This is a genomic window from Nitrospirota bacterium (genome assembly GCA_015233895.1).
Taxonomy (GTDB): domain Bacteria; phylum Nitrospirota; class Thermodesulfovibrionia; order Thermodesulfovibrionales; family Magnetobacteriaceae; genus Magnetomonas.
This window is the reverse complement of the sequence record JADFXG010000030.1, coordinates 23,633-39,888: the sequence shown is the minus strand read 5'-3', so window position 1 is coordinate 39,888 and position 16,256 is coordinate 23,633. Positions and strand designations below refer to the sequence as shown.

The 16,256-nt window shown below is 41.1% G+C and carries 15 protein-coding genes and 1 tRNA gene; 2 read left to right on the top strand and 14 right to left on the bottom strand.

Features of this window, described 5'->3' with window-relative positions:
• Positions 1 to 98 precede the first annotated feature (98 nt).
• The 12 genes from HQK88_14520 to HQK88_14465 all read right to left on the bottom strand — a co-directional run bounded on the left by HQK88_14520 (position 99) and on the right by HQK88_14465 (position 14,578).
• Entirely contained in the window at positions 99 to 602 is a 504-nt protein-coding gene (locus HQK88_14520) for a winged helix-turn-helix domain-containing protein (protein MBF0618014.1), read from the bottom strand.
• A 227-nt stretch (positions 603 to 829) separates the two neighbouring features.
• Complete coding sequence (locus HQK88_14515) at positions 830 to 2,215, bottom strand: ABC transporter ATP-binding protein (protein MBF0618013.1); 1,386 nt, start codon at positions 2,213 to 2,215, stop codon at positions 830 to 832.
• Between the two features lie 6 nt (positions 2,216 to 2,221).
• Positions 2,222 to 2,956 (bottom strand): ABC transporter permease, encoded by a 735-nt coding sequence (locus HQK88_14510; protein ID MBF0618012.1) that lies wholly within the window; start codon positions 2,954 to 2,956, stop codon positions 2,222 to 2,224.
• 93 nt (positions 2,957 to 3,049) lie between these two features.
• Positions 3,050 to 5,053, bottom strand: coding sequence for an alpha-1,4-glucan--maltose-1-phosphate maltosyltransferase (locus HQK88_14505; protein MBF0618011.1), 2,004 nt, complete (start codon positions 5,051 to 5,053; stop codon positions 3,050 to 3,052).
• A 56-nt stretch (positions 5,054 to 5,109) separates the two neighbouring features.
• The gene (gene glgA / locus HQK88_14500; protein MBF0618010.1) at positions 5,110 to 6,312 is read right to left on the bottom strand and encodes a glycogen synthase; all 1,203 of its coding nucleotides are present in this window, start codon (positions 6,310 to 6,312) and stop codon (positions 5,110 to 5,112) included.
• Between the two features lie 160 nt (positions 6,313 to 6,472).
• A complete protein-coding gene (gene ychF / locus HQK88_14495; GenBank protein ID MBF0618009.1) occupies positions 6,473 to 7,549 on the bottom strand; it encodes a redox-regulated ATPase YchF in 1,077 nt (358 codons plus the stop codon).
• 96 nt (positions 7,550 to 7,645) lie between these two features.
• Positions 7,646 to 8,872, bottom strand: a complete 1,227-nt coding sequence (locus HQK88_14490) for a glycosyltransferase family 4 protein (GenBank protein MBF0618008.1) — start codon at positions 8,870 to 8,872, stop codon at positions 7,646 to 7,648.
• 45 nt (positions 8,873 to 8,917) lie between these two features.
• A complete protein-coding gene (locus HQK88_14485) occupies positions 8,918 to 10,579 on the bottom strand; it encodes a hypothetical protein (GenBank protein ID MBF0618007.1) in 1,662 nt (553 codons plus the stop codon).
• Between the two features lie 126 nt (positions 10,580 to 10,705).
• The gene (gene phaC / locus HQK88_14480) at positions 10,706 to 11,803 is read right to left on the bottom strand and encodes a class III poly(R)-hydroxyalkanoic acid synthase subunit PhaC (protein ID MBF0618006.1); all 1,098 of its coding nucleotides are present in this window, start codon (positions 11,801 to 11,803) and stop codon (positions 10,706 to 10,708) included.
• Positions 11,804 to 11,805: 2 nt separating this feature from the next.
• Entirely contained in the window at positions 11,806 to 12,891 is a 1,086-nt protein-coding gene (locus tag HQK88_14475; protein MBF0618005.1) for a hypothetical protein, read from the bottom strand.
• A 51-nt stretch (positions 12,892 to 12,942) separates the two neighbouring features.
• Positions 12,943 to 13,371, bottom strand: coding sequence for a hypothetical protein (locus HQK88_14470; protein ID MBF0618004.1), 429 nt, complete (start codon positions 13,369 to 13,371; stop codon positions 12,943 to 12,945).
• 148 nt (positions 13,372 to 13,519) lie between these two features.
• Positions 13,520 to 14,578, bottom strand: coding sequence for a 3-isopropylmalate dehydrogenase (locus tag HQK88_14465; protein ID MBF0618003.1), 1,059 nt, complete (start codon positions 14,576 to 14,578; stop codon positions 13,520 to 13,522).
• Between the two features lie 176 nt (positions 14,579 to 14,754).
• On the opposite strand from HQK88_14465, the gene HQK88_14460 reads away from it, so the two are divergent.
• Both HQK88_14460 and HQK88_14455 read left to right on the top strand, forming a co-directional pair.
• Positions 14,755 to 14,827, top strand: a tRNA-Cys gene (locus tag HQK88_14460).
• Positions 14,828 to 14,862: 35 nt separating this feature from the next.
• Entirely contained in the window at positions 14,863 to 15,078 is a 216-nt protein-coding gene (locus HQK88_14455) for a type II toxin-antitoxin system HicB family antitoxin (GenBank protein MBF0618002.1), read from the top strand.
• 133 nt (positions 15,079 to 15,211) lie between these two features.
• Here HQK88_14455 and HQK88_14450 read toward each other — a convergent pair whose 3' ends face one another.
• Together HQK88_14450 and HQK88_14445 are read right to left on the bottom strand one after the other, a co-directional pair.
• The gene (locus HQK88_14450; GenBank protein ID MBF0618001.1) at positions 15,212 to 15,784 is read right to left on the bottom strand and encodes a DUF5615 family PIN-like protein; all 573 of its coding nucleotides are present in this window, start codon (positions 15,782 to 15,784) and stop codon (positions 15,212 to 15,214) included.
• 8 nt (positions 15,785 to 15,792) lie between these two features.
• Positions 15,793 to 16,023 (bottom strand): DUF433 domain-containing protein, encoded by a 231-nt coding sequence (locus HQK88_14445; GenBank protein MBF0618000.1) that lies wholly within the window; start codon positions 16,021 to 16,023, stop codon positions 15,793 to 15,795.
• Positions 16,024 to 16,256 lie beyond the last annotated feature (233 nt).

Sequence of the window (16,256 nt, the reverse complement as noted above, 5' to 3'; positions counted from 1 at the left end):
TCTACGAGCATTATTTATACGACCAAAAAGGTCCTCATCCTGTGCCATCACTATCACTGGACGCTTATCTTTAGGGTCTCTGTCCTGTAAGATAGTATCTACTTTTTCTCTAAATTTTTTTTAAACTCTTCCTGTTTCTCTTTATCTGCCTGCACATGAAATGGTCCTGGAACTATTTTTCTCCAACCATTTCTCTTAAGAATCCTATAGATTGTCGTTTTATGAATTGGGTGACCCAAAGTCTGCTCAAAAACTTCCTTAATTTCTTTAGCAGTAGCTATCTTACCGGTAAGTGCTCTTTCAATAAATGGTTCTAAAAGTGCTTTTTCTCTCTCTGTTGTCAAATAGAAATTGCGTCTTCCACCTTTCCCTGGTCCATCAAGTATTTTAGGCCCTAAACGATTATATTGGGATGTCAGATTGCGTACTGTCTGTTCTGCCACTCCAATATGAAGAGCTATCTCTTTGGCTGACCTCGGCGCTATCAGTGCATTCAGTATTACCAACCATTTCTGTACGCGCCAAAACCCTGTGGTCTCCCTTAGCTTCTCCTTTATCTCTACTGCTGTCAGATGTTCTAACACTTTCGTCTTTTTCATCATCACTACCCCCATGTTCTTTTTTTAGAGATAGTATAGCATAATACTTATTAGATTGCCACTTGGTATTAGTGTATTATTTCATATTTGATTTACAATTGGAATTATACTTCTGACTGCTACGTGGTATGATACCATTAAAAAATTTTAGCCACAGATAAATAATCCTAATCTGTGGTTTATTTGTTTGTGGTTAATTTACTTTTTGAGAGCTAATTAGTACGAGTTGTCTATTTGAAGTCAACTTTCATATCAACATCGTCAAGGATAACGTAGCAGCCCATTTTGTAGCGGATGTCGTTATTGACAAGCCGTACCAGGTAGGCATCATGCACCCAGTGGTTCTGAATATGGGTCTCAAGGGTGCCGTCTGATATGGAGGCTGTAAAAGTATAGTGGCCATTTTTTAGCTTTGGAAACACAAAGTTAAATTCTACCCTTATTTTGTCGGACGGGTTTAACGGCTTTATCGAAATGTTATACATGTAGTTGTTAACAGTAAACATGAAATTACCGTAGATATCCTTAAGAATTATTCCTATGCCTGGATGGGCTATTGGTTGTGTTGCCCTGCCCTCAACTATAAAACAAACATCCTCTCCTCCATTTAAAGCATCAACTCGTTCACCGGTTTTTCTGTTGATAAGTGTAACCCGCTCTATTTCTGCCCCACCCTCACCAAATGAAGAGTATCCGCTTACATCCTCCCACATAGAGTCGTTTTCACTGGTATCGCTTTTAGTGTCGATGGTCTGGGTTTCCTTAGTAGTGTCATCCCCTGTAGTTAGTGAATCGTAACACATAAAAGAGAAATAGTGTTTACTGACTAATATCGGGTCTCCGAAGTGGTGTATTGACCCATCTTTAAGCCACACGGCAATGTCGCAAAAGTTTTTAACCGCTCCCATGTCATGGGAAACAAAGATTATACTTTTACCCTGTTCTTTGAATTCCCTGAAGCGTCTGAAACATTTTTGCTGAAATCGTATATCTCCAACACTTAGCGCCTCATCCACGATAAGGATGTCCGGGTCTATGTTTATTGCTACGGCAAAGGCAAGCCTCACAAACATCCCGCTTGAGTATGTTTTTACCGCCTGGTCTGCAAAGTCGCCAATTTCTGCAAAACTTACGATGTCATCTATCTTTTCATCTATTTCCTTTTTAGAATAACCCATAAGAGTGCTGTTAAAGTAAACGTTTTCAAGGCCTGTCAGTTCCGGATTAAAACCAGCACCAAGCTCAAGCAGTGCGGATATCCTGCCGGTTCGATACACTACCCCTGTGGTTGGCGTTAACACTCCTGTTAAAACCTGAAGCAGCGTTGATTTACCGGCTCCGTTTTTACCAATTATACCTATGGTCTGCCCCTTTTTTAACTCAAATGAAACATCTCTCAGCGCATAGAAATCAACATGATATTTCTTTCTGAATGGATGGAGTGACTCCTTAAGCCTGTCTAATTTTCTCTTATAAAGTTTATAGACCTTAGAAATGCCTACGGCCCTTATGGCTGTTTCTTCTGACTGGCAATCCGACAGTTCTGATGCGAAATCGCCGGGAATATGAGCATTTTCCGTCAAAACCGTACTCCCTTTATATGCAAGTGTATTCATGGTCGCTTATATCACATCTGCGAAATGAGGACGCAGCCTCCTAAAAAGAAATGCACCTATAAAGAAAACTAAAACGACTACCACCCAGAAATAAATCGTGAGCAATCCCTCCTCCCAAAACCACACTCTGTTAATTAAACAGTTTCTGTAACCATGTACTATATAATAAGCTGGATTGAGCTTTAAAAACAACACGAACTTCACCGGTATAATTTTAATTTGCCAAAATATGGGCGTTAACCAAAACAGAAACTGTAAGAGCATATTGACTATCTGTCCCATATCCCGGAAAAAGATTGTGACCGATGACGTTATCCACGACACTCCTGTAACAAGCACAACTGCAGCAAAAAGATAGTATGGCAACTGGCACACATGCCAATCAAGACTGCACCCTGAGATAAGATAAATCAGAAGGACTAAAACAAGAAAAAACAGATGCACGTACAGTGCCGACAGAATTCTGACCAGTGGAAGCAGACTAATCCTAAAGACAACCTTCTTTACTAAAAAACTATAGTCAACAATAGAGAGAGCAGCACTGGATAAGCTGTCAGAAATAAAAAACCACGGCACTATTCCCGCTATAAGCCAATGGAAAAAAGAAATGTTCCCAACTGTTGAACTTTTAAAACCAAGATAAAAAACAAACCATAAAATCACAACATATGCCATAGGATTGATAAAAGCCCAAATAAGACCTAAATAAGATCCAAGATACTTAGACTTAAAATCTCTCATGGTTAGCTCAAAAATCAACCCTCTGTTGCTTACTATATCCCCGATATAGCTAAAGGCGTCCACTACCACAGAGCACCAGCTATTACTAACACTTTACATATTGAAATAATCAAACTTATCCTCCGTATGAACCCAACGATTCACTTTATATATAAAGCCTGGCTCCCAGTCGGGATTTAAAGTAACAAAATACTCCTGCCCTCTAATTGGCGTACGTTCTCCGTTTATAAGGTTCTGCAACTCATACGTTTCATCGTGTGCTATGCCAAACTGTTCAATGGGAATCGTTAGTTTGCTGCTGTGTGTGTTAAAGGGGTCAAGGTTAACTGCACAGAGAATAATATTTTTATTATTCGTATCAGTCTTTCCATAAAATAAAATATTTTCATTATCTGCGTGATAGAAACGCAAATTTTTGTAATTATGCAAAGCTTCGTTTTCTCGCCGTATCCGGTTAATTTTTGTAATAAAATCCTTGATATTACCGGCTCTGTCCCAGTCCCATACTTTATAGTCATACTTTTCGGAGTCAAAATATTCCTCTTTACCTGTAATGGCGGTGTTTTCACAAAGCTCATACCCGCTGTATATGCCATAGACTGAGGACAGTGTGGCAGCCAAAACAAAGCGCATTTTAAAGGCAGGTCTGCTGCCTATTTGTAAAATCCGGGGTAAAATATCCGGTGTGTTTGCAAACAAATTTCCCCTCATATATTCGGCACTTTCTGAGTGGGTAAGCTCCGTAAAATACTCAGTAATTTCCCCTTTAAAGTTCCTCCATGTAAAGTAGGTGTAGGACTGTGAGAAACCAACTTTGGCAAGCATCCTCATCATGGGAGGCCGTGTAAAGGCCTCAGCAAGAAATATCACATCAGGGTATTGGCGTTGCAGCTCAGTAATCAACCAATGCCAAAACGGTATCGGTTTAGTGTGCGGGTTGTCCACTCTGAATATCCGTACGCCGTGTTTAATCCAAAATTCAAGTATGCTTTTCATCTCTGTCCAAAGCATTTCTTGTGCATCCCCCGGGGCGTAGAAATTAAGCGGGTAGATGTCCTCGTACTTTTTAGGAGGATTTTCGGCATATTTAATCGAGCCGTCAGGGCGCTTAAAAAACCACTCTGGATGCTCCTTAACGTACGGATGGTCTGGGGAGCAGTTAATGGCAAAGTCAAGCGCTATTTCCATGTCCATTTTTTTGCAGGCTTTGTCCAACTCATCAAAATCCTTTAACGTGCCAAGCCCGGGCTCCACTGCCTTATGGCCGCCAAGAGTGCTCCCTATCGCATACGGACAGCCCGGATCCAGCTCTGTAGGATTTAAGCTGTTATTTGGCCCCTTTCGTTTTGTAACCCCAATGGGATGAATCGGAGTAAGGTATAAGACATCAAAGCCCATTTCTTTTATCTCAGGAAGCCTCTTAATGCAGTCTTTAAACGTGGCACTTTTGCCGGGCTTATTTCCCTGAGAGCGCGGAAATATCTCATACCACGCGGCATAACGAGCCCGCTCCCGGTCTGCCACTACTTCAAGAAAGGGTTCATGAACAGTTAAATCAGGCTTTTTCTCATACATCGTGACAAAGTCTGTCAGAACCGCATCTGACATTATTGTAAGCTTGTCCTTCTGGTTTTTTTTCTTGCCTATAAGGGCAAGAATCCCGTTTATGTACGATTTCTCATCGTCCGGGACACTTTCATCTATGAGAGATTTTATAAAAATCTCTCCCTCTGTTAGTTCACTTGCAATATCGGCTCCAGCCGTAAATTTTTTCGTTGTATCCTTAAGCCATGACTGGTAAGTGTCCGTGTATGCCTCTATGGTATAAATATATCTTGTGTTTTTATCAAGTAAAAAAGCCCCCCGCCATAAATCAAGGCCTGAGTTAATTGATTCCATCTCGACAGTCTGCCACGTTTTATCGCCGTATTTTTCCTTATATTTAAGATTTACCCGAGTGACATCGTGGCCGTCCCTGTAAACAGTAGCCGTCACTACAAGAGTTTCCCCGACCTCCCGTTTTACAGGAAACTTACCGCCATCCACTGACGGCACTATCGCCTCTATCACAAAGGGTTTAATTAAAACAGCATTCATCCTGAATCCTCCGCACTGCGCTATTTAGTCAACAAAAATTAACAAAAACAGGTCTGTTATATAAATTTACTATATAAATCAACGACTTCCCTTGCAATAGTTTTCCAGCTAAAGTGCTGCTCAGCCCGTGTCCTGCCAGATAATCCCATCTTTAGCCTGAGCGTTTTATCATCAAGAATTTTGTTTATAGCATTTGCAAGGTCCTTTGAAAACACATTTGGTTCAACAGGTTCAAAGGGACACTCCTTAAGCTGTTCCAGGTTAACCAGATAGCCGGTCACTCCATCCTGTAATATCTCTACAATGCCGCCAGTAGCTGTAGCCACAACCGGAATTGAGCAGGCCATAGCCTCAAGATTTATGATTCCGAAGGGTTCATATATGGACGGACAGCAGAAAACCGAGGCATGTGAGTAAATGGGAATTATATGCGGCTTAGGTACCATTTTTTGAATCCAGATAACATTTTTCCGCTTTTCCTGAATTTTCTTGACACCGGCCTCCATTTCAGCCTTAATTTCCGGTGTGTCAGGCTGCCCGGCGCACAACACTATCTGTACCTCATCGTTTATATAAGGGATGGCATTTACAAGATGCATTATGCCCTTTTGTCTGGTAATTCTGCCTACAAACAGTACATAAGGCTTGTCGGGGTCTATGCCGTACTCTGCCAGTACATCTTCAGACTGTGTGGGCTTATACTCATCAGTGTCAATACCATTATAGATTACGGTAATCTTTTTTTCATCTATATCAAAAAGCCTTATTATATCCTGTTTCATTCCCTCAGAAACGGCAACAATGGAATCAGCCATGTTAAGTGCAGTGTTTTCAATCCACAAGGACATTTCATAACCGTGGCCAAGCTGTTCACGTTTCCATGGCCTTAGGGGTTCAAGTGAATGCGTAGTTATAAAAAGAGGGATATTATAGGATTTCCTTGCCGTAACACCGCCAAAATGTGTGTACCATGTGTGGCAGTGAATAACATCTGCATCCACAGGTGTTGAGTTCATCATCACACAGTTGTAGAGGGCGGTAAAGACAGACTTTAGTTGTTTGTCGGTATTTTCAAACAATTTTGGGTCAAAACCATAGCCTTTTACTTTTAAATTTTTAGTGCCTGAGTCCTGAGTGCCAAAACACCGTACCTCGACATCAATAAGTTTAGACATTTCACGGCTGAGGTATTCTACATGCACACCGGCGCCGCCGTAAACATTCGGTGGATATTCGTTTGTCAATATCAATGCTTTCATTTATACTCCTCTACAGGGTGCCTGACAGCTTGTGCCGCCACCTCTGCCTGAGGTACACCCATCCACTCGTTAATTTAGTACAAATCATACAGAGGAATTATAGCTTAAAACCATGTTTTTTGGCAAAAGCTGCAACTCCGGTTGCATAAATGAGTTAATTTTACACATTAAAACGAAAATTTACAATATCTCCATCGTTTACAACATAATTTTTCCCTTCAAGACGCACAGTGCCTGCCTTACGGGCGTCAGCCATTGTGCCTGCGGCCATGAAATCTGTGTAGGAGACGACTTCAGCCCGGATGAAACCTCTTTCGATGTCGGAGTGAATTTTGCCTGCGGCTTCAAGCGCTGTAGAGCCGCCTCTAATGGTCCATGCCCGCACCTCGTCCTGTCCTGAGGTTAAAAAAGAAATCAGCCCAAGTAAAGAATAACTGGCACGTATTAATTTATTAAGAGCCGGTTCTTCTATTTTTAACTCATCAAGAAACTCCTTAGCTTCATCAGGTGGGAGCTGCACTATTTCCATCTCGATTTTGCCATAAACCGGCATTATAAACTGTGGCGGGAGTTTGAGTTTTTGGCTTATCTGTGACACTATGTCCACAGGCTCTGCATCGCCCTCGCCCATATTAAGGACAATTATTTTAGGCTTTATTGAGACAAACTGCAAGTGGCGGAGTCCTTTAAGTTCGGTTTCTGAAAACCCGGCGGCTCTGAGTGGAATTTCTTTCTCAAGAAGATCTCTGCACTTAAGAAGCAGCTTCATTTCTGTCTCATCGGGTTTTTTACCCCGCTTAGAGCCATCCTCCATTTTGGTGATACGTTTTTCTACCAGGTCAAAGTCCGCAAAAATCAGCTCCATCTCTACATTTATAGCGTCACGAACCGGATCTATTGAGTTTTCCTGATGGACAACTGCCTCATCCTTAAACACCCTGATGGTTTCAACAAGAGCGTCAGCGTCTTTTATAGCGTCAAATGATTTTCTGTTTTGAAGCAGTCCGCCCTTTGATATTCCGATAAAGTCTGTGTACTCTACGGTTGAGTACGTGGTTTTTTTGGGTTTATAGATTTTAGAAAGGGTATCAATTCTGATATCTGGCACTTTAACAAGCCCGGGATGTGGCTCAGAGGGTGTTGAGGGATATATGGACGTCTCAAGGCTCAGGCCAGTTAGCGCATTAAATATGGTGGTTTTCCCGGAGTTTACAAGTCCGGTTATTGCTATTTTCAACTCTGAAGCCTCCTTAAGAGCAAAGTAAAGTTTCTATCATACATACATTATTGAACACTATTATAGCAGTTAGTGGGAAAAGTATCCAAACTTAACTTAGGATAGTATCTCTTTATAGAGTTCAACATATCTTTCAGACTGGACAGCATACGTGAAATTAGTCTTAACCCGCTCAACTGCATTACTTGACAGTTCGTTTAATCTGTTTTCGTCTTCAAGTACCCATGCAATACCGTTGTATAAATCATTGGCATCATATGGCTGCGCTAAATAACCGGTTTTCTTGTGTTCAACAACATCTGGCAGACCTGTGGCATTAAAGGCAACAACTGGTGTTGCACAGGCCATTGCTTCAATGGCAGTTTGCGGGAGGTTTTCATACACAGACGGTACAACCATTAAATCCGAAGCCGAATATATTAGTGAAAGTAACGTATCATTTTTTACAAAGCCCATATCATATACTGTAGTGTTAATATTAAGCTGGTTATTTTTATCTTGCATCCCAAAGGTTAAGACATCGAAATTGCACTGATTGTTTCGTACTGCCTCCGTAAGATACTGATATCCTTTACGTTTATCAGTTGTAACAACAGCGCCCAGTGAGATTATTTTTTTGTCAGGAGGTAGCTTTAAAATTTCTCTGGCGGTCTCTTTTTGTATCGGCTTGAACACGTCTGTATCAATTCCATATGGTATTATTCTAATGTTTTTATCTTTAAAAAGTGTGCTTTTTTGAGCACATTGCCCCAACCATCTACTTGGTGAGACAATCGTTAAGTCTATATTGTCCCAACATCTTTTCTTAAACTTCATCCCCCAGTATGAAAGGTCTCTGGGATGTTTACTATTTAAAACTGGACAATTACCGCATTTGTCCTCATATTTAGAACATTCCCCACAATAGAAGCATCCTCCCGTAAAAGGCCACATGTCGTGAAGTGTCCAAATAATAGGTTTCTTCAAGTCAGCTAAAAAATCCGGGCGTACGAAGCCATACAGAATCCAGTGTAGATTGACAATATCGGCAGAGTTTACAAGCACGGAGTTTTTTAGTTTTTCCTGAAAAAGAGGAAAAGAGAAATTCTGTGAATCATTGTAAAATTTGACTGGTAATCTCTCTATTTTTGACAGTATTCTGTGTTTTAGAGATATATCTGATCTTTGTGATTTCAAAACATATACGTCATCATCAGAGCTAAATTTCCTGCTTACCAGCATAGAGGATTCAACACCTGCTCCTGGCAAGCTCTTGTGGATTCTGTATGCCGCTCTTGAAGCGCCGCCGTGTGTGTCATAGGTGCTTAGGTGTAGGATTCTCATTGGCGTAATATAAATTATAAGCGCTAAAATGTCAATCGGATGTGTTTAATAATTACGTGAAGAGAGGAAATCCTCGTCGGTGGAAAATGCGATAAATCTTACGATGTTTAAAAACTGTTTGTTATCAAAAACATTTGTATCGGTCATGTTAATATCCCTAAACAGAGGATGCCCTGTGGTATATGGAAATATGTCAGTCATCAGGGTATCATATTTTGCAGGTCGGTCAATGAAAAAAAGCCAGGCATGTTTAACAGCTAGCGCTGTTTCAGATTTAGAAAGCGGCGCTATATCGTGAATGTTTTTTATTTTTTGCAGATACGCTGAAACTGAATCAGAATCTACGGTAAATCCCTTGTTGGAATACCGTCCGGTTCCTGCCGTAAGTACCGGTATGCCAAAACACGGCAGTTCCGCCCCCACTGTGCCCCTTACAGTAACGCCATAGTCTGCCGTTTGAAAAAATGAATAAGGGTTTATATCGGTATCCGGCAGTACCACTTTTATATTGTCAGGTACTTTACCAAGTGCCTCTTTTACAGCCAGTATTTCTCCATATTCGCCGCTATAGGCTTGAAAACTGCGGCGATAAACATTAGCCGGATGCAATTTCAGAAGCCAATTTATGTTTTTGTTTTCACCGGCTGTCTCAACTGTCTTAACAAGCCATTCTGAAAAACCATTTGAAAAGATGTCCTCGCCAAAAAAAAGATTTGCATCATCAAGAATGTGAGAAAAAATTATTGCTGTCTTTTTAACAGGGTCCAATCCATACTTTTTAATAATCTCATCCTTTTCTAAGAGGACTTTATCAGCGGCAAGTTTTTTATACTCAAACCACCGTCCGTTTAAATAGCCATTCTTAAAAATATTATGAACAACATCGGTGTGGTCAGCTCTGTCAGTGAGAACCTGAAACCATGTCTTTTCAGAGACAGAAAAAGGATGTGCACGGTGGTTTTTAACATTGTAACGTTTTAACATGAGAGAATTTGGTTCATGGCAACTTGACCACAACACGTAGTCAATCCCTCTGTGTATCGCCTCATAAAACAATTCGCAGTTTCCGATGTTACTCTTTTCAACACTTAAAACCTTCAATGGTCTTATTTTATCAAGAATACCCTCAACAGCACCGGCAGCCATCAGGGAGTATTTTAAGTTGTTGAATATTTGTGTAAAAAACTCCTGATTTCCACTAATGTCTCCTGTTGGAAGAGTACCGTCGTAAGAGGCTAAAGCGTGAAGACCTATGGGAATGCTTTTGTATCGAATTTGCTTAATTTCAGAAAGGGTTGTCATTTTCATGACTGTACTGAGAATTGTCTGAGCCTCCTTAGGCAGAGTGTATGACATAAAATCCTGTAAATATATGACCTCGCTAAAGCCATGAATTTTTTTGTGAATTACGTCAGAGAGGTTTTTATTTTCATATTTAGTTAAAAAAATAATCTTAAACCCCAGATTTTCCAAAAACCTTCCCATAAGTGACTCCATGTGCAAGCCATAGGCCATGTATAACGGGCTGTTTATAAGTATGACAGAACCGTTGGATTTGTTACCTTGTGATTTTTTGCACAGGAGGAGATATTTCTTTGCAAATTGATTAAAATATGAGTCAATTTCCCCTGAGTATTTATCCATGGGGTTTTTCTTTAATATACTTTTAACCAGAAATTTGCTTTTAAATAAAAAAGGATATAACATCTATAACAACCTCCTTAACATTAGCAAAAAACATGGGGTTAAGGGGTTCAAAACCCCTTGCAGCAGGGGAATCCCCTTTAGGGGAGTAGGGTTAAGGGAAAGGACAGAGTCCTTTCCCTTACTTAACTACTTAGCTTTTTTATGAGGTTTACCGTCTGCTCTTTTATGCAGCCAGTCGGAAATAGCAGGCGCTAATTCTTTCTGTGATTTAGCTCCTACAAACACTCCAATGTGACCGCCCTTAAACTCATACAATTCTTTGTCTGTGCTGCTTACGAGGTCATTAAGCGGTTTGGTAGCGGCAGGGGGTACAATGTGATCGCCGCTTGCGTAAATATTTAAAAGAGGCATCGTTATCTTTTTAAGGTTAACGTCCTTGTCTCCAATCTTTAAGCCACCAGCGACAAGCTTATTGCCCTGGTACATGTCTTTGATAAACTGTCTAAGGCATTCTCCGGCCTGGTCGGGGCTGTCAAATATCCACTTTTCCATGCGGAGGAAATTAAGGAGTTTTTCCTTTTCCCCAACAACGTCCAACATGCCGATGTATTTGCCAACGTTCAGGGTTATAGGCATAAGCATTAGAAATCCGGAATTAAGGAAATCTCCCGGCACCACGCCGTATGCGTCAATCAGAGTGTCAGGGTTTATGTTCTTTGACCAGTTAAAGAGCAATCCCTTCTTTATAGAGAAATCTATAGGCGTTACAAGCGTAATGAGGTTTTTAACTTTCTCCGGATATATCGCCGAAAACATAGTTGAAAATGTACCGCCCTGACATATACCCATCAGGTTAATCTTGTCGTTATTTGAGCTTTCCCTGATAAAGTCAACCGCATCGCTCATATAAACATTTATATAGTCGTCAAGGCCAATATATCTGTCTGCCTTAGTTGGATAGCCCCAGTTTATAATGTAAAGATCAAGACCGTGGTCAAGGAGTTTCTTTACGATACTTCTGTCAGGCTGTAAGTCAAGCATATACTCCTTATTGACCAAAGCATACACAATAAGTACCGGCACACCGCAGCTGGGCTTGTCTTTTCTTACATAGTGGTAGAGCTTCATCTTGTCCTGCTGAAAAACAAGTTCTTTCGGTGATGCTCCTACGTCTATCTCCTCAATGCCCATTATTGTCTCGGCCCCTTTAATCATTTTCTGTCCGAGATCAAACATTTCTTTTGTTGCATTTTTTGAGTCAAATGTCAAAAAAGGTGCCTTCATTATTATTCACCCTCCTTTACGATTACGGTTTTGATATTGGCATTCTTTTCAAGTGCACGCAGCCTTTTCTTTAAGTCATAAATGGTCTTATACACGTCATCCATCTCAGAACGAACAGGAATTGGCAGGTCAGAAAGGTTCATTTCTATGAGTTTGTGGTACTGTTTTCTGAATTCAAGAGCAGACTCAAGAAGGGAGCCCTGAACTACTGAAAATTCCTCTGTGTTAAAGAGCTCAAAGTACTCAGCCTCGTTAATATCAGCCCAGATTTTGTAGAAATCGTTGTAGCCCTTAATTTCCTCGCCTGCTTTTATTTTCTGTGCCAGCGACTCTACAACCTTACGCATAGCGGCCTCGCCTGCTATGTACATCTTGTGCTGGAACTCTGCGTTCTTCGCTATGTAAACCGAGTAGAGGTCCATAGTCCTGAGCAACAGTTCCATCTTCTCTCTGTCTTTACCCACCTGAGGGGTTTTAAATACCTTGCCAAAAGTCTTTTCAAATGCTCCGTAAAGATTATGAAACAAATTCATGCTGGCATTTGGATCGGCTGCCGAGGAGGCATCAAGCACTATATTAAAATTCTTCTGTATCGAGTCCATCCACGGGTGGACAAAATTCTGGGCTGCTGCCCCCCATGTCTCTATCATCCCTGAGGCATTGCCAAAAAACTCTTTTGCAGAGTCAGGCCCTGAAAAGCCCAGCATTTTATCTAGCAATTCCTTATACTTAGATGAATCCAGAAGGTCTTTGTAGTTTTCCGGATCAAAGGTGTTCTCCTGAATGGCCTTTATTACCGGCAACCAAAAGTCGTAAAACTTCATATATGAGTCAAACCCTCTGAATAGTTTTGACACCGTATCTTTACCTACACCGGCTGGGTACATTTTCATCATTTCATCAAATGAACCTCCGACAGTTTTAAGCCACGTATTGTACATACCTAAAACATCATGAGGGTTTGCGTTCTGTCCACTGGCGCCCGGGGAAAATACCTTTTGCATATTAGCGCCTGCGCTTAGCCAGTTGTTCATAAATTCCTTCTGTGCCTTTAGCAAGGCGTCGAAGAAAAAAGAGCTTTCTTCCATTGAGTTTGTCCTCCTCGCATTTTAATTTTTGGCCACCTGAGTGCAGCCTTTTTACTTTGTATCCTTTAGTATTTCAAAAAATGACTTCGCTAATTCCGTGCTTACAGACAACTGCTTGTCTAATGCCGATTTCCACGCCTCCTGAAACGTCCTGCTGCCCTCCTCAAACACCTTTAAATTCATCTTCTGAATAACATCCCTCAGGAAAGCATTTTCCTTTCTGAGTTTTTCGTTTTCCTCCAATACTTCATCGTATTTTTTACGGCTGATAAATCCCAGGCCGGAGTAGAAATCCACCATCTTTTCAAATATATCAGCCCCTCCGCCAAACAGAGCGCTTTTATCGGAGGAACCCATCCAGTACTTACGTGCTGCCTCCATCCCGTCCTGCTGCATTCTCACCAGATAATCCGTAAAAGCACCCTTAAATATAGGGTTGCTGTATAGCGCCATTAAATCCTTTATGAAGTTTTCGTTCATGGTTGCCTCCAGTGGCTGCCTTTTTCTTGCTCATATATGGCTTTGCCAGATACCTTTTTGTCTGAAACTAAATGCCGATTCCTTAAAATCATTTACTTGCACATTGTAATAGTTTCTTTCTATATAAGTCAATAAATATGTAAAACACCTACAAACAATTGGCAACCATATCGCCTACCTCGGAGGTGGAAAATCCCATATTTCCGGCGGCAAGACTTTTAAGGCGCTCTCCGGTAACGTGCATGACGGCGTTTTCAATGGTTTTGCCTGCCTCAGCCTCTCCCAGATAGTCAAGCAAAAGACCACCGGCACAGATTGCGGCAAGCGGATTTATGATGTTTTTACCCGTATATTTTGGAGCCGACCCTCCAATGGGTTCAAACATGGAGGTACCTTCAGGGTTTATATTGCCCCCCGCGGCAATACCCATGCCGCCCTGAATCATAGCGCCAAGGTCGGTTATTATATCTCCAAACATGTTGTCTGTTACGATAACGTCAAACCATTCCGGATTTTTAACAAACCACATAGTGATAGCATCCACATGGGCATAGTCTGCCTTAATTCCGGGGTATTCCTTTGCTACCTCGTAAAAAGCCCTCTCCCACAGGTCAAAGGCATAAGTGAGCACGTTAGTCTTACCGCAAAGGGTTAGTTTATTTCCGATGTTTCTCTTTTTGCAGTACTCAAATGCGTATCTGATACAGCGCTCAACGCCTTTTCTGGTGTTTATGGATTCCTGAACGGCTACCTCATCGGGTGTTCCTTTTTTGAAAAATCCGCCTGCACCGGCATAAAGCCCCTCTGTGTTTTCTCTTACGACGACAAAATCTATATCGGCAGGGGTTTTGTCCTTAAGCGGACACTCAACACCGGGAAAGAGTTTTACTGGTCTCAGGTTTATATACATATCAAGTTCAAAGCGCAGGCGAAGCAGAATTCCCTTCTCTAAAATACCGGGTTTAACATCGGGGTGGCCTATGGCGCCAAGAAGGAGCGTCTTAAATTTCCTTAATTCACCCACAGCGCTCTCTGGTAACACCTCTCCGGTTTTAAGATACCGCGTGCCCCCAAAATCGTACTCAACAAAGTTCAGGCTAAAGCCGAAACGCTGCGCAGCAGCCCTCAGCACCTTTACACTTTCTCTGATGACCTCAGGTCCTGTCCCATCACCGGCAATTACCCCTATATCATAGCTCTTTGACATCAGCTCACTAACCCTCCTTTTGTGTTATAACGTAAAAACGCTATTATTTTAACATTTTTACAGCAATAAATAAAATTTAACGCCGACATTACATGCGGGTCAGACCTAAAACAACAATTATTTTTTTGGTTGAAAAAAAACAAAAATATGTTACAATAGTCTTTTGGGAGCTATGTGGCGGCGTACCCAAGTGGCTAAGGGAGAGGTCTGCAAAACCTTTATGCGCCGGTTCGAATCCGGCCGCCGCCTTTTCAGTATGAAATCCAGGTAAGGGGAAGTCATAGATGAGGCAAGTAATCATCTATCCAGGGGAAGATGGATTTTGGGTAGCAGAGTGTCCGTCTCTACCGGGATGTATAAGTCAGGGAACTACAAAAAATGAAGCGCTTGAGAATATCAAAGAAGCTATAGACCATTACATTGAAACATTAAACGAGGATGGGCACTCAGTACCGGAGGATAATCTGGAATTAGTAGAGGAACACTACGGGCAATTATAAGACAAGCAGGACTTACCGTCAACGAGTTTTTTGAACTTCTTTAAACCAGGCAACTTTAGCCACAACCAATAATATTTTGCAATAGAATACAAAAGTATCAATTATTAATATATATCATTCTTTGACGGGCATTTCATATAAGAATCCACCATTTTAAGTTAATACATCTTGAAAGCACAGCACTAAACCACCATTTATACCAAGTTGCGCTCAAAGATATAAATAAAAAACTGGATTCCTGCCTCCGCAGAAATGACAGATAAAGGGATTGCACCTCTTTGTCATCCCGCACTTGATGCGGGATCCAGTTCTTTTTCTGAACCATTATATTACCGTTTTGGAAGCTACTTGGTATTATTGGCAGGGAACGAATTCGAATGCGGGCTTGTTCAAAAACGACTATACTTCCCTCTTCTAAAGCATTTTGAATGGCTGGAAGATTCATAAGTAAAAGCATTATTTGTACATTCGGTCTCCGCTCAGTGCTTCTTCTAAACAGGACAACAGAGGGCTTTCTGTCACTTTTAAGAGCTAACAGTGTCCCGAAATCAGTGTCAGCAGAGACAATAATACGGTTATCCTTAACGGCTCTGTCAAAAATAATAGTGTCATCAGCGCAATGCAGCCCTAAATCTCTCACATGGACTGCGTCATGGCCTGCCTTATTTAACCCGTCTGCAATTAATGGCGACAGTGCATTGTCTATTAGAAATCTTACACGGTTGTTACTAAAGGTATCTCTCGTTCAGTAACAGCATAAGAGGCATACCTTAGAGCCTCTTGAATATCTGAATGCTCTAAATCCGGGAAAGCGTCTAAAATTTCATCCTCATTCATGCCGTCAGCAATCATACCAACTATAGTTGCTACTGGTATGCGTAATCCTCTTATACACGGAACACCATTCATTTGGCCAAGATTAACTGTAATTCTTGCAAATATCATGTGACACCTCCTAAGTATAGTTTAACAGAAGGCACTTAAAAATTTAAATTGCATTTGAGGTTAAAAGTAGTAGTCCCTTATCCCAAAGGGTAGAAAAAGTCAAATCAATTATATTTATAAACCGTATCGTCGGCATAACACGAAAGCTTCTAAAAATTAGGGCAGCAACATACAATTTATTGTTACAATAACTGCCATGCGATTAAGTATAATTGATTGGCTTGTTGTAGCCG